This window comes from Desulfovibrio legallii, assembly GCF_004309735.1.
Classification (GTDB): Bacteria; Desulfobacterota; Desulfovibrionia; order Desulfovibrionales; family Desulfovibrionaceae; genus Desulfovibrio; species Desulfovibrio legallii.
The window spans coordinates 137,854-157,838 of sequence record NZ_SIXC01000007.1; the positions used below are offsets into that span (position 1 = coordinate 137,854).

At 62.4% G+C, this 19,985-nt stretch carries 14 protein-coding genes; 3 read left to right on the plus strand and 11 right to left on the minus strand.

What is annotated here, in order from left to right; all coding sequences use genetic code 11:
* Nucleotides 1-26 precede the first annotated feature (26 nt).
* The 5 genes from EB812_RS07335 to dapF form a co-directional block, all read right to left on the minus strand.
* On the minus strand, nucleotides 27-2,327 hold the full coding sequence (locus EB812_RS07335) for an FAD-dependent oxidoreductase (protein WP_130957990.1): 2,301 nt from the start codon (nucleotides 2,325-2,327) through the stop codon (nucleotides 27-29).
* A 45-nt stretch (nucleotides 2,328-2,372) separates the two neighbouring features.
* Nucleotides 2,373-4,004, minus strand: coding sequence for a glutamate synthase-related protein (locus EB812_RS07340; protein WP_118228748.1), 1,632 nt, complete (start codon nucleotides 4,002-4,004; stop codon nucleotides 2,373-2,375).
* Nucleotides 3,992-5,098 carry a class II glutamine amidotransferase domain-containing protein gene (locus tag EB812_RS07345; protein ID WP_118228747.1) on the minus strand — a complete coding sequence of 369 codons (1,107 nt, stop codon included), beginning with the start codon at nucleotides 5,096-5,098 and terminating at the stop codon, nucleotides 3,992-3,994. Before EB812_RS07345 ends, EB812_RS07340 begins: the two co-directional genes overlap by 13 nt.
* Before the next feature lie 467 nt (nucleotides 5,099-5,565).
* Nucleotides 5,566-6,795 (minus strand): LL-diaminopimelate aminotransferase, encoded by a 1,230-nt coding sequence (locus EB812_RS07350; RefSeq protein ID WP_130957991.1) that lies wholly within the window; start codon nucleotides 6,793-6,795, stop codon nucleotides 5,566-5,568.
* Nucleotides 6,796-6,893: 98 nt separating this feature from the next.
* A complete protein-coding gene (gene dapF / locus EB812_RS07355; protein WP_118228745.1) occupies nucleotides 6,894-7,751 on the minus strand; it encodes a diaminopimelate epimerase in 858 nt (285 codons plus the stop codon).
* Nucleotides 7,752-8,514: 763 nt separating this feature from the next.
* On the opposite strand from dapF, the gene EB812_RS07360 reads away from it, so the two are divergent.
* Together EB812_RS07360 and EB812_RS07365 are read left to right on the plus strand one after the other, a co-directional pair.
* Complete coding sequence (locus EB812_RS07360; protein ID WP_118228744.1) at nucleotides 8,515-9,453, plus strand: respiratory nitrate reductase subunit gamma; 939 nt, start codon at nucleotides 8,515-8,517, stop codon at nucleotides 9,451-9,453.
* Nucleotides 9,454-9,463: 10 nt separating this feature from the next.
* A complete protein-coding gene (locus EB812_RS07365; RefSeq protein ID WP_118228743.1) occupies nucleotides 9,464-11,071 on the plus strand; it encodes a (Fe-S)-binding protein in 1,608 nt (535 codons plus the stop codon).
* 324 nt (nucleotides 11,072-11,395) lie between these two features.
* Here EB812_RS07365 and panD read toward each other — a convergent pair whose 3' ends face one another.
* Both panD and EB812_RS07375 read right to left on the minus strand, forming a co-directional pair.
* A complete protein-coding gene (panD, locus tag EB812_RS07370) occupies nucleotides 11,396-11,821 on the minus strand; it encodes an aspartate 1-decarboxylase (protein ID WP_118228742.1) in 426 nt (141 codons plus the stop codon).
* A gap of 129 nt (nucleotides 11,822-11,950) precedes the next feature.
* Nucleotides 11,951-12,373, minus strand: a complete 423-nt coding sequence (locus EB812_RS07375; RefSeq protein ID WP_118228741.1) for a hypothetical protein — start codon at nucleotides 12,371-12,373, stop codon at nucleotides 11,951-11,953.
* Nucleotides 12,374-12,725: 352 nt separating this feature from the next.
* Here EB812_RS07375 and EB812_RS07380 point away from each other — a divergent pair, with 352 nt between their 5' ends.
* On the plus strand, nucleotides 12,726-13,604 hold the full coding sequence (locus tag EB812_RS07380) for a DMT family transporter (protein WP_130957992.1): 879 nt from the start codon (nucleotides 12,726-12,728) through the stop codon (nucleotides 13,602-13,604).
* Between the two features lie 21 nt (nucleotides 13,605-13,625).
* Here the strand turns inward: EB812_RS07380 and dapB are convergent, their stop codons facing one another.
* The 4 genes from dapB to aat all read right to left on the minus strand — a co-directional run bounded on the left by dapB (nucleotide 13,626) and on the right by aat (nucleotide 19,660).
* Nucleotides 13,626-14,405: a 4-hydroxy-tetrahydrodipicolinate reductase gene (gene dapB / locus EB812_RS07385; RefSeq protein ID WP_130957993.1), complete on the minus strand. Its 780-nt coding sequence runs from the start codon at nucleotides 14,403-14,405 to the stop codon at nucleotides 13,626-13,628.
* A gap of 15 nt (nucleotides 14,406-14,420) precedes the next feature.
* Nucleotides 14,421-16,535: an NAD-dependent DNA ligase LigA gene (ligA, locus tag EB812_RS07390; protein WP_130957994.1), complete on the minus strand. Its 2,115-nt coding sequence runs from the start codon at nucleotides 16,533-16,535 to the stop codon at nucleotides 14,421-14,423.
* Nucleotides 16,536-16,609: 74 nt separating this feature from the next.
* Complete coding sequence (gene uvrB / locus EB812_RS07395; RefSeq protein ID WP_118228737.1) at nucleotides 16,610-18,643, minus strand: excinuclease ABC subunit UvrB; 2,034 nt, start codon at nucleotides 18,641-18,643, stop codon at nucleotides 16,610-16,612.
* A gap of 207 nt (nucleotides 18,644-18,850) precedes the next feature.
* Nucleotides 18,851-19,660: a leucyl/phenylalanyl-tRNA--protein transferase gene (aat, locus tag EB812_RS07400; protein ID WP_118228736.1), complete on the minus strand. Its 810-nt coding sequence runs from the start codon at nucleotides 19,658-19,660 to the stop codon at nucleotides 18,851-18,853.
* Between the last annotated feature and the right edge of the window lie 325 nt (nucleotides 19,661-19,985).

The window sequence follows — 19,985 nt, forward strand, 5'->3', positions numbered from 1 at the left end:
AACAGCCTGCCTGCACACATATTTTTCTAAGACATATCCCAGTTGGGGTGCATAGTCCAGATGCCGCAAGGGCAGATGCCGGCACAGATGCCGCAGCCAATGCAGCGTTGCGGATCAGAAACATACTCAAACCCGCCGTCTTCGGTCTCCTTACGGTCAATGGCTTTTTCCGGGCAGGACTTGAGGCACATTTTGCAATCGCGGCAAGTGCCGCAGCTGACGCAGCGGGCATATTCCTCCTGCGGGCTGGGCAGATCGCTGTCATGACATTTGGCAAAATAGGCCGTGTGCAGTCTGGTGGTGGGCACCAGCGGTTTTTTCTCCGGCGTATAGGTCTCGCCCTTGAGCCATGCGGCGGCGGCAAAGGCCGCGTTACGCCCCGAACCGATGGCGTGCACCAGCAGGCCGGGCTTGATGACGTCGCCCACGGCAAACACGCCGTCCATGATGCTCTGGTCGGGCTTGGGCTTGAGCCACTGGCGGAACTTCTCCAGGCCATCGGGCAGGTAGGAGAGGTCCGGCGCTTCGCCGATGGTGATGATGACCATCTGCCCGGGGATGAGCCGACCATCCTGCACGATAATGCCTTTATCGGTGATTTCCCTGGTCTGCACGGGCCAGATCAGCTTGCCGCCCAGGTCTTCAATATGCTTGATTTCATGGGCAAAGGCCGCAGGCTGCTGCACGTCGATACAGGTCACATGCTTGGCGCCCATGGCGTAGGCCCCGGCGGCCGCGTCCATACCCGCATTGCCGCAGCCGATGACAATGACCTCGTCCGGCACGGCAGGCTTTTCGCCCTTGTTCACGGCTTTGAGGAAGTTGATGCCGGGCACGATTTTTTCTTTGCCAGGCCAGTCGAAAATGCGCGGCTCGTGCCCACCCGTGGCCACAATCAGGGCATCGTGGCTCTGGCGCAGCTCAGCGAATTTGGCGGCGTCCACCTTGCAGTTGGTAACAAAGCGCACGCCCATATCCTCAATGCGCTTGAGCTCCTTGCGCAGCAAATCGTGGTTCAGACGGGCGCGGGGGATGACCTGCTCCAGCTTGCCGCCCATGACGCTGTCGGCCTCGTACACGGTCACGTCGTGGCCCATGCGGGCCAGCTGCCAGGCTGCTGTGAGGCCGCCCACCCCGCCGCCGATGACGCCCACATGTTTGCCCGTGCGTTTGGCGGGTTTGGGCACCCGGATATCGGCCGAGCAGGACCCCAGCCTGCCGATCTGCACGGGGCTGTCTAGCAGCCCTCGCGTGCAGTCCTGCATGCAGGGATTGGGGCAGACGCTGCCGCAGACCGAGCCGGGAAAGGGCGTATAGTCCAGCACCAGACGGTAGGCTTCGTCCACCCTGCCCTCGCGCAGCAGGTTGAGCCGCCGCTGCGTGGGGATGGAGGCCGGGCAATTGAATTCGCAGGGGGCCGCGTAGTGGGCGTTCTCCCAGATAGGCACGCGCAGGCGGTAATCGCCGTGGGCCACCAAACCGTTGACCTTAAAGTCGTCCGGAGCCACATCGCTGAAGATGCCCTCCGCAATCCATTCTCTGGCGCGGAAGTCGCTCAGAGAGGGCTTATCAGCCAGATGGCTGCGCACGTCAAAGGAAAGGGGCACAATCTTTTGCCATTGCGCCCAGTTGCGCAGCCCGTCCAGCAGCTCCGGCCGACCTACGGCCGCCAGAAAGTCCTTGAGCCCCTGAGCCAGCCAGGCCTGATCGTCCGCCTCCAGCGCGGCAACCCGCACGTCGGCGGGCAGGCCGCCCACAGGGCCGTGCACATAGACTTCGCCGCCCACCATGCCCACACAGGGGCGTTCGCCCAGCACGGAAGGCAAATCCGCACAGTCACAACCGCAGACCACGGCCTTGCCGCCGCCCATGAATTCAAAGGAGAAGCTGCCCACATTTTTGAGCACCCAAAGCTCCGGGGGCTCGTACATGGGGTCGTGCTTCATGAGCGAACCCGTGCGGGTGCCCGCCCTGCCGCCAATATAGACCACGCCGGCCGCGGCGCAGTGGGCTGCGGTGTCGCCCGCATCCCCGCGCACCACAATACGGCCGCCCGCGTTGAGCCAGCCCACATCGGCCGGGGCCGATCCTTCCACCAGCACTTCCGTGTTTTCCAGACACATGGAACCCACGCGCTGACCGGGATTGCGTACGGTGAAGGTCAGCTTTTTGCCTTCCGCATTCCAGAGGGGGCCGCCGATATCGTGCTGCCCCGAGGCTTCAATATGAAAGTCCGTCTCACCGGCGGCCACTGCGGCTTCAATGGCCAGCAGCAGGTCCTGGGTGGACATGCGTTCGTGTTCGTGCACCGTGCTTACGCGCAGCATGTTCCGCTCCTCGGCGTTTCTACTCTTGTCAACCGGGACAAGGGGTCAGCAGGCATACTGGATGCCCAGTTTGTCAGCCACGGCCTTGTCCGTGGAAACCAGGGCGTCGGAACGCCCCACCGGCAGGGAGCTGTTGCCCACGGGGGCCAGCAGCTTGCGCAGTTCGTCGTCAAAGGCCAGCATATAGTCCACCACGTTCTGCGCGCCCCGGTCCACGTCCAGCCGTTTGACCAGACGGGGATCCTGCGTGCAGATGCCCGTGGGACATTTGCCCGTGTTGCAGGCGTTGCAGCGGCCGTGCTCGTTGCCCACGCAGCCCAGAAGCTGAATGAGGATCTTGCCCATAATGACGCCGTTGGCGCCCAGGCAGATCATCTTGAAGGCGTCCGCCGCGGCATTGCCGGTCATGCCGATGCCGCCGCCGGCCCAGAGGGGAATCTGGCCTTGCAACCCCTGCGCCACGGCCGCCTGGTAGCAGTCGCGCAGTTTGGAAACGATGGGGTGGCCCGTGTGCTCCAGCGAAACCTCGTTGGCCGCGCCCGTGCCGCCCTGGATGCCGTCGATAAAGAACCCGCCGCAGATTTTGTAGGGATCGCGCAGCAGGTTGTTGTATACGGAAACGGACGTGGCCGAGGCGGCGCACTTGATGGCCACGGGCACGCGGAAGCCGAAAGCGGCGTTGAGCGAAAGGTGCATTTTCTGCACCGATTCTTCAATGGAATAGAGGCCCTGGTGGTTCGGCGGCGAATGCAGGGTAGCCTTGGGTACGCCACGGATGGCCTGGATGTGCGGGGCCACCTTGGCCGCGGGCAAAAGGCCGCCGTCGCCGGGCTTGGCCCCCTGCCCTATTTTGATCAGCACGCCCGCGGGGTCAGTCTTCATGCGGGGCATGGCCTTGATGATGCGGTTCCAGCCAAAGTGGCCGGAAGCGATCTGCAGGATCATGTACTTGAGCTGTTCAGACTCCAGCAGTTTGATGGGCATGCCGCCCTCGCCGGAGCACATGCGCACGGGCATGCCGCATTTTTCGTTGAGGTAGGCCGCAGCCAGGGCCAGGGCCTCCCAGGCGCGGGTGGAAAGCGCGCCGATGCTCATATCGCTGAAAATGGCCGGATAAATCCAGTGCACTGGCGGGGTGCGCCCGTTGAGCACCAGGTTGTCGCCGTCCACAGTGAGCGGCAGCTCCTGCGCCAGCATGACGCGGCCCAGGGGCGAACGGATGTCAAAGGTGTGGCGCTCTGAATCCAGAGCCGGGTCGGTCATCTGGCTGATGCGGCCCACCACGATGGCGTCCAGGGTGCGGGGCGGGTTCAGATTGGTGCGTCCGCCGCGCTTGATGGGGCCGTGGTGCCGGGCCAACAGGGGGAAGCGGGTGTCCGGATTGCGCACCGGGCGGATAGCCCGGTTAGGGCAGATTTTTTCGCACATGCCGCAGCCCACGCAGGCTTGAGCCACACTGTGCTGCTGCTGAATGACGGGCCGGGCCATGTGCTCCTGACTGGGGTCGGGAAAAGCCTTGCGCGAAAGGGTCACACTGCGGCGCATCATGTCCACTTCAAGGGCGTTGAACGTACAGGCCGCCACACAAGAACCGCACATGGTGCACAATTCCGGGCGGTATTCGATCTTCCAGCGCAGATCGTTAACGCTCACGTCCTGGGTTCTTACTGTTTCCATCTCTGCACCGCCAGGTCGTTGTCGATGACCACCATTTCCCGCTCGTTGGGGTAGATATCGCCGGCGATGTCGCGTTGCGGCATAATGGCGTTGAGCCCACAGACTTCGGAGGTGATGGCCACCATGTTGTCGTCACAGCCCACCACAACAGGCCGCAATTTTTTGGAATCGCAGCAGGTTATCATTTTCCCGTCGGGCAAAAGCCCGATGATGGTGTTGGGCCCGTTGATCTCCAGGTGGGCCAGGGATTCACGGATAAGGCCCAGCACCTGCCGGTCTTCACGCTGCTCCGCCTCCACAAAGGGCAGGGGCGTGATGACGTGCTTGTAGTATTTGATGGGCCAGCGCAGCTCGTGCAGCACATAGTGCAGGGTGTAGAGAAAATTCTGCGAGTCGGACTCAAAGCCCACATAGCCCCGGTGCAGGGACTTCTGGAATTCTTTGTTCTTGGTGAAAAAGGTGTTTTCGCCATTGGCGCAGAGGGTGTAGCCCTGCAAAAAGAAGGGATGAGCCGCATAGCGCACAATATCATAGTTGGTGTTCTGGCGGCACTGGGTGACGATGTTGCGGGCCGTGAGGCGATCCGTATCGTCCCAGAGACGGAAGTACGTGGCAATGTCCGCCGGGTCGCCGATTTCCTTGAGGGTCAGCACGTCCGGCCAGAAGGAGTAGACAAAGCCGTTGCCGTCTTTTTCCAGCAGGGCGCGCAGGGCCAGGCGCGTGTCCAGCAGCAGGTCTTCACGCGCCTCGCGGCTCTCGTCCCGGAAACTTTCGGGGTAGTCGTAATTGCGGAAGACATAGCGCGGCATGGCCTTGATGCGCAGGCCGGGACGTTTGTCCACCTCCGGCACCCACTGGGCCACCTGCACAAAGCCGTGCTTTTCCATGTAGTCGTCCACAAGCTGCACGCCCTTGGCCGTACAGGCCAGGGAAAGCAGGGGCTTGTCCTTGTAATGCCCAAACACGCCCTCCAGGTCCTGCATGACCATAGCAAAGCCCGAATTGTCGTGCCCTTCCTGCTGCGGCAGCATAAGATTGAGCGCCAGGGCCGGGGGCACGGGCGTTCTGCTTTTGATGGAGCCGATTCTGCACATAGCGTAACCTCTGGAAGATGCGTCGCGGTCCAGCCTTTTGCATAAAGGCGGCCGAGGCGCTGGTATGCCCATTGTGGACGCGCGGTCCGCCGACGACAAAAGTGGCGGAACCACGCCCAAACGCGCGGAAAGCCGCTGACAGTCGCCCTACGACCGCAACCGGAGGGGTGTGTGCAACGAATGCGGCTGCGCAAACAGCCGCGTACTGGCGAAGTGTGCGGTCCGGCGTCCCGCAAAGACGGAGGCCCGCAGCACTGCGATGCCGTCATTCAGCCCTGGCGGAGGCTGCACTCTGGCAGAGGGGGGAAGGCAATATTGCTACAAACAAAAACGATGGGCAAGAAATAAATGCAGGTTTTTCCCGGTGCGGCCGAACCGGGCGGCGGCGCATTCTGTTAGCAGGCGGGCCGCTGCAGGCCGTGGCTTGCAGCGGCCCTGCCCGCCGGAGAAAACTGCTGTCGTTTTTCTTACCGCAACGCTTCCATCCGCCGGATGGCCTCCGCCGTGTCTTCGGCGGAGCCGAAGGCCGTGAGCCGCACATAGCCTTCGCCCGTGAGCCCGAAGCCCGCGCCCGGTGTGCAGACCAGAGCCGAGCTTTCCAGCAGATGGTCGAAAAAGCCCCAGGAGGTGCTGCCCTGCGGCACTTCTACCCAAATATACGGGGCATTCACCCCGCCGTAGACGGCAAGGCCCAGGGCGTTCACGGCGCTGCGCAACTGGGCGGCGTTGCGCTGGTAGCCGCCGATGACGCCCATGATCTGCGCCCGGCCTTCGGGGCTGTAGGTGGCGGCCGCGGCCCGCTGCACAATGTAAGGGCAGCCGTTGTACTTGGTGCACTGGCGGCGGTTCCACAGGCCGTTCAGCGCCACGGCGCCGCCCTGACCGTCGCGCAGTTTGAGGGCCTTGGGCACCACGGTATAAGCGCAACGCAGGCCCGTAAACCCGGCGGTTTTGGAAAAGCTGCGAAACTCCACGGCCACTTCCTGCGCGCCTTCCAGCTCATAAATGCTGTGGGGCACGTCCGCCTCGGTGATAAAGGCCTCGTAGGCCGAATCGTAGAGGATCACGCAGCCCTCGCGCCGGGCGTAGTCCACCCAGCCCTGCAGGGCCTGGCGAGAGAGCACCGTACCCGTGGGATTGTTGGGGTAGCACAGGTAGATGATGTCCGGCCGGGTTTTGGGAAAGTCCGGCACAAAGTCGTTTTCCTTGAGGCAGGGCAGATAGACCAGACGGTTCCACTGCTTGCCGGCCATTATGCCGGCCCGGCCCGCCATGACGTTGGAATCCACATACACGGGGTAGACCGGGTCCGTCACGGCCACCACACTCTCGGCCGCAAACAGCTCCTGAAAGTTGCCCACGTCGGACTTGGCCCCGTCGCTGACAAAAATTTCGTCCGGGCTCAGGTTCACGCCGCGCGCCTTGTAGTCATATTCCGCAATAACCTCGCGCAAAAAGGCGTAGCCCTGTTCCGGACCGTACCCGCGAAAAAGGGCCGCGTCGCCCATTTCGTCCACAGCCTTGTGCAGGGCTTCGATGACGGCGGGGACCAGCGGACGGGTCACGTCGCCTATGCCCAGGCTGATGACGCGGCGGTCGGGGTTGGCGTCCTTGAACGCGGCCACCTTGCGGGCGATGTCAGAGAAAAGATAGTTGCTCTGGAGCTTGAGAAAATTACCGTTGACCGTAGTTTGCATGGGCTGCATCCTTAATGGCTTCATGGTGACGGGAGCGGCGCGTAAAAGGCCCGCCCCCGTGTGCGGGCCGGGCGAGAGCGCGACTGACGACAGTGCAATTACAGAGGATATGTGCCGGAAAAGACGGTTTCGGCCCCCCCCGTCATGTAGACGTGGTTGGAACTCTCGTCCCAGTGCACCTTAAGGACGCCGCCCCGGAGCCGCACTTCCACCTGGCGGCCGGTGCGGCCGTTGAGCACACAAGCCACCGCCACGGCACAGGCCCCGGTGCCGCAGGCCAGGGTTTCGCCCGCCCCGCGCTCCCAGACCCGCATACGCACAGCCGTGGAAGAAAGCACTTCCACAAACTCCGTATTGGTACGCTGTGGAAAAAGCGGATGGTGCTCAAACTGCGGCCCCAGTTCCGGCAGATTGAGGGCGTCAATGCCCTCCAGAAAAACCACGGCGTGCGGATTGCCCATGGACACGGCCGTGACCGCGTAGGTTGCCCCCCCCACTGCCACGGGGCGAGCCACAAAACGCTGGCTGCCGTCGGGCTGCTCGTCCAGCACGGGGATGAGGGCCGGATTGAGCTCAGGTTCGCCCATGTCCACGGTGGCTCCGCACACTTCGCCGCCCTCTGACAGCAGCCGCACCACCTTTTCACCAGCGCGGGTTTCTACCCGGATGACGTCCTTGCTCAGGATGCCGTGGTCGTGCACATACTTGCCCACACAGCGGATGGCGTTGCCGCACATTTCCGCTTCCGTGCCGTCGGCATTAAACATACGCATGCGCACGTCCGCCGTGCCGGAAGGCAGAATGAGCACCAGGCCGTCTGATCCCACGCCGAAATGCCGGTCGCTGATGCGCCGGGCAAGCTCGCCGGGGTTTTCCACCCGGTCCTCAAAGCCGTTGATATAGACATAATCGTTGCCAATGCCCTGCATCTTGGTAAAACGCACTGCAGCGGTCATAAAAACTCCTTTGCGGACAAAAAAACGCACAGGACACAGCGTCTTGTAGGCAATTCCACAATGTACAGGGTACGCTCCATTGCGGCAAAAGTAAACCCGCGCGCCCGCCTAGAGAAGGCCGGGGCCGCGCTGTTGCGCTTTTTTGCCTGCGCTTCCCGCCCAAGGCTGCAGCCACGGCGCCCCCTCTGCCCTGCGCGCCTTGCACACGACACAACCCGCGCCGTCAGGCAGACAGTGACGGGCAGCTTTGCCGCTGCGCATCCGGTCCGCAACGCCGTGCGCAGACTGAGCCCCTTGCGGGGCGGCGTCGCTGCTAAACAAGCTGAGTAAATAATTATTTATATATTTTAGCTAATTTTACATACGGCATCCTGATGCACTCCACAATGCGCCGCACAGGCATGCCCTGTGGTGCGCTTTATCCGCCGGGAAACGTCAGCACAGAAAAAATTTTTCCAGACCACAAAAAAAATTTTTCACAGCAAATCTATCTGATTTTTTTAAATAAAATTGATTTAATCAAGATTAAAAGTTACAATTCAATCATCCTGACATCTTTGCATTTTTTCCAAATTTGGCTATCACGAGTGTTCCGCACGCCGCTTGACTTTGCCGCTTACTGTGATCAATTCCCGACTAAAGCGGTCATATTAAAGTCACGGATAAAGCAGCGCCCAAGGCGCGTGGCAGCGCCGGCAACAATCCGGTGCAGCCCGCGTTGTAAACCCAGATCAGCGGCATCACGACCCACGGGAGAAAACTCATGAGCATTGTGTTCTACGTCCTGGGCTACCTGGCGGTAGTCGGCTTCTTCTGCATGGCCTATATCAAGATCCGGGCCTACCTGGCGTCCAGCCCCCTGCATGTGCGCTGGGAGCTGTACCCCGTGCCCCATGAAGGCGTTAAAACCGTTTACGGCGGCAGCTTCATGGAAGAAAAAGACTGGTGGACAAAGCCCCGCCACGTGGCCCACCTGGGCGACGTCAAGGCCCTGCTGACCGAAGTGCTTTTTCTGCACGCCACCTTTGAGCACAACATCAAACTCTGGGTGCGCACCTACCCCTTCCATGTGGGCATGTATATGCTCATGGGCGGCACCATCATTGTGCTCTGCGCCGCCGTCGCCCAGATCTGCGGCCTGGCCCCCCAGGGCGGACTGATGATCTTTGTGGGCAACGTCATCAACGCCATGGTGCTGGTGGGTTCCGTCTGTATCATCACGGGCGGTCTTGCCCTGGTGCAGCGCCGGCGCAGCGACCCCGGCCTGCGCCGCTACAGCACCCCGGAGCACTACTTCAACCTTTTGATTTTTGTGCTCTTCGGCGCGCTGGGTCTGGCCGCCTGGGCCACCGCTCCCTCCTACTTCGAGCTGGCGCGCGGCTTTATCTACAATCTGCTCACCGCCAACTTTGTGCTGCCCCAGAACAGCCTGTTTGTGCTGCACCTGCTGGTGGGCTTTTTCCTGCTGATCTGGATCCCCATGACCCACATGGGCCATGTCTTCATGAAATATTTCACCTACCACGACATCCGCTGGGGTGACGAGCCCACCACCTACAGCGCCAAGAATCAGGAAAAAATCAGCGAAGCCCTGCAGTACAAGGTCACCTGGGCCGCCAGCCACATTGCCGGCGACGGCGCGCCCAAATCCTGGGTGGACGTGGCTACCACCAACCCCGCAGCCCCTGAAAAGAAAGACTAGGGAGTCCCACATGAAAGACAACCTGCAATTGACCGACGTTTCCACCGCCGAAGGGCAGATGGTCAGCATTGACCTCAAAGACATCCCGGAGCTGCCCGTGGACATGGCCACCATGCCCTGGAAGCCCTTTACCGAAGAGCAGAAGGCCGAGACCGCCTGTATTCTCGACGACGTCTGTGTGCTGAACATCCCCAAACCCAAGAGCAAGGAAGAAGAGGAGGAACTGGTCAACAAGTTTCTCACCGGCCTGCGCAAACTTTTCAGCAAGGAAAACAACTGGACCTTCCTGCCCATGCTGGAAACCAGCATGGACTACTGCGCCCAGTGCAACTCCTGCTCTGAGGCCTGTCATCTTTATGAGATGTCGGGCAAAAACGAAATGTACCGGCCCAACTTCCGCTCCGAGATCTTTCGCCGCATTTACAAGCAGTATGTGAAGAAGGAGCCCCTGGCCAAGTGGCGCTACGGCGACATGCACCTCAACTGGAAGACCGTGGCGCGCCTGGGCGAGCTGGCCTACCGCTGCAACCTCTGCCGCCGTTGTGCCCAGACCTGCCCCATCGGCGTGGACAACGGCCTGCTGGCCCGCGAAATCCGCAAGCTGTTCAGCCAGGAGATGGGCATCTACCCCAAGGAACTGCACGAAAAAGGCACCATGAACCAGATGAAGTGCGGTTCCTCCACGGGCATGACGCCTGAGGTGGTCAAAGACAACGTGGAGTTCATTGACGAAGACTACACAGAGATCACCGGCGTGGGCATCCACACGCCCTTCGACGTTAAGGGCGCGGACATCATGCTGCTGCACAATGCCGGCGAGATCATGGCCTGGCCCGAAAACATCGCCGCCTTCTCCCTCATCTTTCAGGAGGCCGGCCTTTCCTGGACGCTTTCCAGCCACGCCATGGCCTATGACGGCGTGAATTACGGCGTGTTTTACGACGACGCCCAGACCGCCCGCATCGCCCTGCAGCACATGATGGCCGCCAAGGAGCTGGGCGTGAAAAAGATTGTCATCGGCGAATGCGGCCACGCCCACAAGGCCCTCACCGTCATTGCCGACCGCGTCATCCCCTTTGAATACCAGGTGCCGCGCGAAAGCTGCTACGTAACCCTGCGCGACATCGTCATGAGCGGCCGCCTCAAGCTGGACCCGGCCCGCAATGACTTTCCCGTGACCCTGCACGACCCCTGCAACATCGTGCGCCTCATGGGCATTGTGGAGCCGCAGCGCGAAATCCTGCGCAAAATTGCGCCCCAGTTCCGTGAAATGCCCTGCCACGGCGTCGATAACTACTGCTGCGGCGGCGGCTCCGGCTTTGCTATCATGACCCGCAACAACATTGAGCAATGGCGCGGCAACATCTCCGGCCGCAAAAAGATGTGGCAGATCAGCGAAGCCTTCAAAGACTGCCTGGGACCGGAAACAAAAAAGTACATCTGCGCCCCCTGCTCCAACTGCAAGGGCCAGATCCGCGAAATTCTGGAGCACAACGACCTGTACACCAAAAACAACTTCGCCTACGGCGGCCTGGTGGAGCTCATCGTCAACGCCATGACCAACGTGAACCCCGGCTACATCAAGTTTGAAGGCGCCGAGGAAGAAGCCGAAGCCTAGAGCAGTTAGCGAATGAAATGAGCTAACTGCTCTGCAAGGATTTTCTTGAAAATCCTTGCCACAAAATGCGAGAAGGCAGGCTTTTGCCTGCCGTAAGCGAGCATTTCAAGTGTTAAATGCTCTAGCAGAACAAATAAAGGATCGGGACGCCCCAAGACGGCCCTGATCAGACACGGCAAAGGCCCATCCCGGAATTTCCGGAATGGGCCTTTGCCTTTGTACAGGGGGGACAGCCCCCACACGTTCACGGTTGCGCACGCGGCGCAAAACGCCCAGGCCCGCAACCGGCGGAAACCTTCACGCCAACAGACCGCCGGGCGGCGTTTACCTGTCTTGCGGCGCGCCCTGCTCCACGGCAAAGTCCAGGCCTTCCGGCCCTTCCGTAACCACATAGCGCAGGGTTTCGCGCACGCTGTTGTCCGGGTTGAAGGTCAGCACCACGGGGCTGCGCCCGGCAATCTCGTGCGGGCCGTTCACAAACTCCACGGCGCTGATGATGACCTCATCCCCTTCCTCACAGGCGCGTGCGGCGGCCCCGTTGAGCACGCAGCAGCGTGAGCCCGGCTCACCGTAAATGACGTAGGTGGAAAGGCGCTGTCCGTTGTTTTTGTTCCATATATTAACGAACTCCAAGGGGTAGATGCCGGCCGCACGGCAATGCTCCGGGTCCAAGGTCACGGATCCGTGATAGTTGAGCGCACACCCCGTGACCCGGATGCCGTGCAGTTTGGCCCGCAAAATTTGCAGCATAGTGATTCTCTCTTGAGCAAAAAGAAAAAGCGTGCCCCTGCGGACAAAGCCTCCCGGCCCTCCACAGCGCGACAACGCAGACATGTGGTCCCCAAAGGACTGTTAATGGAAAAAAGGCCGAAAACGGAACTAATACGCCTTGATGTACTCGTCAAGGTTTTCAGCCGAGCAGTTGCGGCTGACCCAGAAGGCCGAGGCCCAGACCATAAGCGCCGTGGCCTGGGTATCGTCCAGGCCCTTGAGTTTGGCCTCCAGGCTGGACTTGCTGGCCCCGTGGCGCAAATGCACGCCGTTGAGCTCGCAGGCGTCGTCCACCCGCAGCATCAGATAAGAAAGGCGCGTGTGGTCGGGCATGAGCTTCATGTCCTTGTGGGCTTCCACAATAGTCTTCAACTCCGCCGCGCTGAACATGTGCTTGATGTTGGCGATGGCCCGAAAAAATGTATCCACGGCCCAAGGCAGAATAAATTCCGCCCCGGCGCTCTTGGTGCGAAAATAGTCCTTGAGCCAGCGTTCCTGTTCATCATTAATGCGTGCGGCAACCTGCGGCATGGGGCCCCCAATCCGGCGCTGCGGGCCTGCGGCAATGGGTGCCGCGGGCCTTACGCGCGCTCTTTTTCCTTGCGCTACACCAGCTTGAATAAAAATTCAAGATAAAATCTAGACTTTACACCCAAAATATTTTCCGTCATTTCCCCGCAGGCTGTCAAGCCGTATTCCTGAAACGGACACGGCCTCAAAAATATTCTTTATAAAATAAAGGTATTATCAAAAAAATTATCCAGCACCACAGTGCTGCCCCCTGCCGACGGGCTGTTCTGCACACCACGCCTGACGCCACGCCAGCGCGTGGCACGCGCTGGCCCTTGCGTCCCGGCGAGCCGGGGAGTACAGAACAGCGACCATGTCCCAAGCGTCAGCCACTTCCCCCGCCGCTCTTTCACGTCACGCCGCTCTGGTCCGCATGCACGCGGCCACGGTGCTCTTCGGCGTTTCCGGCATTTTGGGCAAACTGTGCCAAAGCTCCGCACCGGTGCTGGTCTGCGGTCGGGCCCTCTTTGCCGTGGCGGCTCTGGGCCTGCTCTGTCTTTCGCGACACGAAGCGCCCTGGCGCGGTCTGAACCGCCGCGACCTCACGGGCCTCGCCCTGAGCGGCGCGCTGCTCACCGTACACTTTGTGACCTTCTTCCAGGCCATCAAGCTGGGCGGCGTGGCCGTGGGCACCCTGGGCTTTGCCTGCTTTCCCGCCTTCACCACCCTCTTCGAAGCCCTGGCCTACCGCGAACGCCCCACCGCTGCCGAGCTTTGGGGCCTGGCCGCCGTGAGCCTAGGGCTTATCTGCCTGACCCCCGCTTTTTCTCTGAACAGCTCCGCCACCCACGGCCTGCTCTGGGCGGTGCTCTCCGGCGCGGTCTACGCCCTGGTGGCCATAGCCAACCGGCGCACGGCCGCCGCCATATCCGGCATGCGGGCCTGCTGGTGGCAAAACGTGGTCATCCTCGCCTGCCTTTTGCCCTTCACGGCCCACGCCCTGCCCGCCGTACCGTCCCTGGACTGGCTGTGGATAGCCTGCCTGGGCCTTTTTTGCACAGCCCTCGCTTACAGCCTCTACGTGGGCAGCCTCACGGCCCTCAAGGCCCGCCAAGCCGCCACCATCATCACCTTGGAGCCCGTCTATGCCATCCTCATGGCCTGGCTGCTCTTCGGCGACGCCCCCGGCCCCCGCACCCTCTTCGGCGGCGCACTCATCCTGGGTGCGGTCCTCTACGGCAACAAGCGGTAAGGGGGGAAAAAGGAAGACGGCCTAAAACATATCCGGCATGCCGTAGAGCCTGCCGGGCTTTTTGTCCGCCAGCCAGGCGGCGGCGCGCAAAGCCCCCTGCGCAAAAGTTTCGCGCGAATGGGCATGGTGGCTTACTTCAATGCGTTCACCAGGCCCCATGAAGTACACGGTGTGCACGCCCACCACGTCCCCGCCGCGCACGGCCTGGATGCCGATCTGCGCCTTGGGCCGCGCCCCGATAATGCCGTCCCGCGAGGAGCAACGCACATCCTCCAGCTTCCAGCCGCGCGCCTGGGCCAGGCCTTCGCCCAGGGTCAGCGCCGTGCCGCTGGGGCTGTCCTTCTTGCGGTTGTGGTGCAGCTCCACAATTTCAATGTCATAGGGTTCGCCCAGAGCGCGGGCCAGCTCCGGCAGTACCTTGCGCAGCACATTGACGCCGATGCTCATGTTGGAAGACCAGAAAATGGGCGCGCGTTGGGCCAGGGCTTCCAGTTCCGCCCTTTCCGCATCGCTGAATCCCGTGGTGCCGATGACCAGGGCGCTGCCCGCGGCGGCCACGGCCTTGGCCGAATTGAGGCTCACCACCGGCGCGGTAAAATCGATGACCACAGCCCCCGGCGCCTGGGGCAGCAGGGCCGCCAGAGTGTCCGCCACCGGGCAGGCCGCGCCCGCGAGTTTGCCTAGGTGTTCCTTGCTGTCCACCATGCCCGCCAGGCTGTAGCCCGGTTCCATGGCGGCCAGATGGCTGATGGTCCGGCCCATGCGGCCGTTGGCCCCTACGACGATGATTGCCGTGCTCATGGCGTCTCCTCTCTATTATTCCGGCGCGACGCCGGATTGGTGCAACAAGTCCTTAAATGCCGCTTCATCCAAAACGGCCACACCCAGGTCGCGCGCCTTGTCCAGCTTGCTTCCCGGTTTGTCGCCTACCACCAGATAGTCCAGTTTTTTGCTCACGCTGTTGACGGCAATGGCTCCCGCGGCCTCGGCCAGTTTTTGCGCCTTGTCGCGGGGCATGTCCAGTGATCCGGTAAACAACACGCGCTTGTCCGCAAGCGGCCCGGAAGGCCGCGCCGCAGCGGCAGCGTCGCCCTCCCCGCTCTGTGGCCAGAGGCCCAGGGCCTTGAGACGGGCCAAGGTTTCCCGGTTAGCCGGGCTGTCAAAAAAATTGCGGATGGAGGAAGCCACCTCCGGCCCCACGTCGGGCAGGGCCTGCAAGGTTGCGGCCGAAGCGTTTTCCAGCGCGTCCAGATCGCAAAAATGCCCGGCCAGGGTGCGCGCCGTCTGCTCGCCCACATGGCGGATGCCCAGGGCGCTGATCAGTCGCCGCAGATCAGCCGTATGCCGAGCCGCATCCAGGGCGTCCACAAACTTCTGCGCCAGCACCTCGCCCATGCGCTCAAAGCCCAGCAATTCCTGCGCGGTCAGCGTAAAAAGATCGGCCGGGGACTGCACCCGTCCGCTGGTCACCAGCTGTTCTATCCACTTCTGCCCCACGCCCTGCACGTCCAGCCCGGCCTTGGACACAAAGTGCGTGATGGCCCGTAGGCGGATGGCCGGGCAGGTCAGATTTTCGCAACGCCAGGCGGCTTCGCCCTCTTCCCGGTATACGGGCTGCCCGCAGGCCGGGCAGGTACGGGGAAAGACAAAGGGCACAGCCCCGGCGGGCCGTTTTTCCAGCACAGGGCCCACCACTTCGGGGATGACGTCGCCGGCGCGCTGCACCATGACCGTATCCCCCACCCGGACGTCGCGGGCGCGGATTTCGTCCTCATTGTGCAGAGTGGCGCGGGAAACCAGCGCTCCGCCCACGGCCACGGGCTCAAGCACGGCCACGGGCGTGAGCGCGCCCGTGCGCCCTACCTGCACTTCAATGGTTTTGAGCAGGGTCTGCGCCTGCATGGCCGGAAACTTGAAGGCTACGGCAAAGCGCGGTGCGCGGGCCGTATAGCCCAGGGCCGCCTGCGCCTCCAGGTCGTCCAGCTTAGCCACGGCCCCGTCGATCTGCATAAGAAAGTCGGGCCGTTCCTGGCGCACCCAGGCCACATAGTCGTCCACTTCTTCCAGGCTGCGGCAGAGCCGCCCCTGGGGCGGCGTCAGGAAGCCGTAGTCCGCAAGCCGGGCCATAAGCCCGGACTGCAGCCGACAGGGCGTGGCCGGGGGCCACTGCGCCTCGCCCAGACTGTAGGCCAGGAAACGCAGCGGACGCGCCTCTGTGACGGAAAGGTCCAGCTGACGCAGGGTTCCAGCGGCGGCGTTGCGCGGGTTGGCAAAAGGCTTCTGCCCCAGCGCCTCCTGCCGGTCGTTGAGGGCGGCAAAATCCTGTTTGTACATGACCACTTCGCCGCGCACTTCCAGCCGGGCGGGAAAGGGGCCCTCTCCACGCAGCCGCAGGGGCACGGTGCGGATGGTGCGCACGGCTGCCGTGACCACCTCGCCCGTGAAGCCGTCCCCGCGGGTAAGCGCTTCGCACAGCACGCCATTTTCATAGATGATTTCCAGAGCCAGACCGTCCAGCTTGGGATCGCACCAGAAGGCCAGGGGCAGTGGCCCGTTAAGGTCCGCATCCCAGGCGCGGCGCATACGCTCCACAAATTCCCGCCATTCCGCGGAGGAAAACACGTTGTCCAGGCCGTACATGCGGCGGCTGTGGGCCTTTTTGTCCAGGCCGCCCAAAAGGCCGCCACCCACGCGCAGGGTGGGCGAATCCGGGGCGCGCAGCTCCGGCCAGCGCCCTTCCAGGGCCGTCAGCTCACGGAACAGGGCGTCGTAGGCGTCGTCGCTGATTTCTGGCGCGTCCAGCGTATGGTAGAGGTAGTTGTGGCGCTCCAGCTCTGCGGCGAGCCAACGGGCGCGTTCGCGTTCGGCCGCGCTGGGACCGGAAAGCGGCAGACTATGCTGCCGCGGCGTGGACGGGGACTGTGAAGCCATGCGGAAACCTTCCTGAGACGAGTGCTGACGGCGCTGCGTCAGTGTGTGATTTTTGAGAAGCGACCCTGTGCCGCCTATTCCGGCAGGGCAATGAGCCGGGTGCGCAACTGGCGGATGCGGTCGCGCAGCTCTGCCGCGCGTTCAAATTCCAGGTCGCGGGCGGCCTGACGCATCTCTTTTTCCAGCTTGACCACCAGGGCAGCCGTATCCTCGGCTGTAAGCGGCGTTGCGCTTTCCTGCGCCTTGCCGCGCCCTTTGCCGCGTCCGCGTCCGCGGCCCGCGCCGTCTTCCACATACAGGCTGTCCAGCGGAGATTCAAGGCCCTTGCGCGTGCTCACCGGGGTGATCTGATGTTCCGTATTGTAGGCGGCCTGGATGGCGCGGCGGCGGGCGGTTTCCCCCATGGCGGCGCGCATGGAATCCGTTTCCTTGTCCGCATAGAGAATGACCTTGCCTTGTACGTTGCGCGCGGCCCGGCCAAAGGTCTGGATAAGCGAGCCTGTGGAGCGCAGAAAACCCTCCTTGTCCGCATCCAGGATGCAGACCAGGGCGACTTCCGGAATATCCAGGCCCTCGCGCAGCAGGTTGATGCCCACCAGCACGTCAAATTCGCCCAGGCGCAGGGCCCGGATGATCTGCATGCGCTCCAGAGTGTCGATATCCGAATGCAGATAGCGGGCCTTGACGCCCATGTTGCAGCAGTATTCCGTAAGGTCTTCGGCCATGCGCTTGGTGAGCGTGGTTACCAGCACCCGCTCACCGTTTTCCACGCGCGCCTTGCATTCGCCCAACAGGTCGTCCATCTGCCCTTTGGTAGGACGCACGTCCACCTCCGGGTCCACCAAGCCCGTGGGACGGATGATTTGCTCCGCCACAATGCCCTGAGCCTGGTCCAGCTCGTACTTGCCGGGCGTGGCTGAAACGTAGACCACCTGATTGAGCAGGGCCGTGAACTCGTCAAAACGCAGGGGACGGTTGTCCAGAGCCGAGGGCAGACGGAAGCCAAAGTCCACCAGGGTCTGCTTGCGGGAGCGATCCCCCTTGTACATGCCCCCCACCTGGGGAATGGTAATGTGGGATTCATCCACAAACAATATAAAATCGTTGGGAAAATAGTTGAGCAGACAGGAAGGCGGCTCCCCGGCCTTACGGCCGTCCAGATGGCGCGAATAGTTTTCTATGCCGTTGCAGTAGCCGAGTTCCTCAATCATTTCCAGGTCAAGCTGGGTGCGCTGCTCCAGGCGCTGGGCTTCCACCAGTTTGCCGTGCTCCTGAAACCAGGCCAGACGCGCGGCCAGTTCGTCGCGGATGTCGTCCGCCGTGCGCTTAAGGTTGTCCTGAGCCGAAACATAGTGACTGGCGGGATAGAGCACGGTTTTGCCCACTTCGGCCAGCACCTCGCCCGTAAGAGGGTCAATCTCGCGCATGCTGTCGATATCGTCGCCAAAAAATTCCAGCCGCAGAGCGCGCTCGTGGTGGTAAGCCGGGATAACCTCCAGGGCGTCGCCGCGTACACGAAAGGTGCCGCGGTGGAAGTCGTAATCGTTGCGCTCGTAGTGCACTTCCACCAGCCTGGCCATGAGGGCGTCCATGGGAAAGCGCTGGCCCACCTCCACGGGAATGACCATCTTGGCGTAGTATTCTGGCGAGCCCAGGCCGTAAATGCAGGAAACAGAGGCCACAATGACCACGTCCCGTCGGGTCAGCAGAGCATGGGTGGCGGCGTGGCGCAGCTTGTCTATATTGTCGTTGATGGAGGAGTCTTTTTCAATATAGGTGTCCGAGGCGGGCACATAGGCTTCCGGCTGGTAGTAGTCGTAATAGCTGACGAAATACTCCACGGCATTGCGCGGGAACAGGGCGCGGAACTCGCCGTAAAGCTGCGCGGCCAGGGTCTTGTTGGGGGCCAGCACCAGGGCCGGACGGTTGCAGCGGGCAATGACGTTGGCCATGGTAAAGGTCTTGCCGGAGCCCGTGACGCCCAGCAGCACCTGCGCGGGCACGCCGGCTTCCAGGTTGGCGGTCAGGGCGTCAATGGCCGTGGGCTGGTCGCCTGTGGGGGTATAGGCCGTTTCCAGGCTGAACGGCGGAGAGGAAAGTGTGTCCATGACGTGTATTCTGCCTGTTGCAGGCTTGTTTGACGGCGAAAACCGTGGGCTGCGCGCCACTGCGGCGACTGCGGACGCCTGTGGCCTGGGCGCGCATACGGGCTTGTCCGCGGCTGCGGCACGACGGCGTCCTGATTATCGCTGCGCAAGTGCATTGTACAAAGAGCAGCCGCTCCAAACCACCGGGCCGCGCGTCGGCGCGGACAATCAGCGCGACACGGGGCCGCCCTGTTCCGGCGATTCGGGCAGCCAGACGCCGGCTGCGGCGTCAAAGACATAGGACGTACGCCAGGGCGCCCAGGGCATTGCGGCGGTGTCGGGCGCTGCTGCGGACAGGGCCGAAAACGGAGGGGCCGCCTCTCGGCGCTCTCCCAGAGCTTCCCGCAGCCGGGCCACAAACCTGCGGCGCGGCAGCAGCACGCCGCCCATGCCCATAATATGGGGCGTTTCCTGCTGACAGTCCAGCAGTATGGCCCCGCGCTGCCGCAAAAGAGCCACCAGACCGGCCAGGGCTGCGCGCGAGGCTTCGGCTTCGGTGTGGAACATGGATTCGCCAAAAAAAGCCCGGCCCAGAGCCACGCCGTAAAGGCCGCCCGCCAGCGCGCCGTCCCGCCAGGCTTCAACGGAGTGGGCATAGCCCAGGGCGTGCAGGCGCTCATAGGCCGCAATCATCTCCGGGATGATCCAGGTTCCGGGCGCGGCGGCGCGCGGTGCGGCGCAGGATCGGATGACCCGTCCAAAAGCCCGGTCCAGGGTAAGGGCAAACGGCCTGCGGCGCAGGGTCCGGGCGCTGCGCCGGGGCAAATGAAAGGCCTCCAGCGGCAGCACGCAACGTGGATCTGGCGACCACCAGAGCACGGGCAGGCCCTCTTCATACCAGGGGAAGATGCCCCGGCTGTAGGCCGCCAGCAGGCGTTCGGGCCGCAGGTCACCCCCCAGGCACAGGAAACCGTCCGGATGGGCCGTCTCCAGGGGCGGGAACTGTGCGGCCAGCGCCGCCACCGCGCCGTAACGCATCAAAGGACCACCCCTGGGGCCGCCCAAAAACCGGCCGACGGTGGAACAGGCAACAGGACGCTCATGCCTTTGTGTACCCACTTCGGGAGGACACTTCAAGCACGCGCGCCCCTGGAACAGATTACCGTTGAGAATATGTATTCTCAACAGTGAAGACACGCTCGTTCTGGCGCTTAACCGCGCAAATAAATTGCGCTTGCGCCTACACGGCGGGCGGCTGCTTACGCAACCGCCAGGGCATTTCATCTTTGAAATGCCCTGGAACAGATTACCGTTGAGAATATGTATTCTCAACGGTGAAGACACGCTCGTTCTGGCGCTTAAA

What these genes read in the sequence shown, in the direction of transcription:
- EB812_RS07335 (WP_130957990.1), bottom strand. Translation starts at nt 2,327, where the DNA reads ATGCTGCGCGTAAGCACGGTGCACGAACACGAACGCATGTCCACCCAG.
- EB812_RS07340 (WP_118228748.1), bottom strand. Translation starts at nt 4,004, where the DNA reads ATGGAAACAGTAAGAACCCAGGACGTGAGCGTTAACGATCTGCGCTGG.
- EB812_RS07345 (WP_118228747.1), bottom strand. Translation starts at nt 5,098, where the DNA reads ATGTGCAGAATCGGCTCCATCAAAAGCAGAACGCCCGTGCCCCCGGCC.
- EB812_RS07350 (WP_130957991.1), bottom strand. Translation starts at nt 6,795, where the DNA reads ATGCAAACTACGGTCAACGGTAATTTTCTCAAGCTCCAGAGCAACTAT.
- dapF (WP_118228745.1), bottom strand. Translation starts at nt 7,751, where the DNA reads ATGACCGCTGCAGTGCGTTTTACCAAGATGCAGGGCATTGGCAACGAT.
- EB812_RS07360 (WP_118228744.1), top strand. Translation starts at nt 8,515, where the DNA reads ATGAGCATTGTGTTCTACGTCCTGGGCTACCTGGCGGTAGTCGGCTTC.
- EB812_RS07365 (WP_118228743.1), top strand. Translation starts at nt 9,464, where the DNA reads ATGAAAGACAACCTGCAATTGACCGACGTTTCCACCGCCGAAGGGCAG.
- panD (WP_118228742.1), bottom strand. Translation starts at nt 11,821, where the DNA reads ATGCTGCAAATTTTGCGGGCCAAACTGCACGGCATCCGGGTCACGGGG.
- EB812_RS07375 (WP_118228741.1), bottom strand. Translation starts at nt 12,373, where the DNA reads ATGCCGCAGGTTGCCGCACGCATTAATGATGAACAGGAACGCTGGCTC.
- EB812_RS07380 (WP_130957992.1), top strand. Translation starts at nt 12,726, where the DNA reads ATGTCCCAAGCGTCAGCCACTTCCCCCGCCGCTCTTTCACGTCACGCC.
- dapB (WP_130957993.1), bottom strand. Translation starts at nt 14,405, where the DNA reads ATGAGCACGGCAATCATCGTCGTAGGGGCCAACGGCCGCATGGGCCGG.
- ligA (WP_130957994.1), bottom strand. Translation starts at nt 16,535, where the DNA reads ATGGCTTCACAGTCCCCGTCCACGCCGCGGCAGCATAGTCTGCCGCTT.
- uvrB (WP_118228737.1), bottom strand. Translation starts at nt 18,643, where the DNA reads ATGGACACACTTTCCTCTCCGCCGTTCAGCCTGGAAACGGCCTATACC.
- aat (WP_118228736.1), bottom strand. Translation starts at nt 19,660, where the DNA reads ATGCGTTACGGCGCGGTGGCGGCGCTGGCCGCACAGTTCCCGCCCCTG.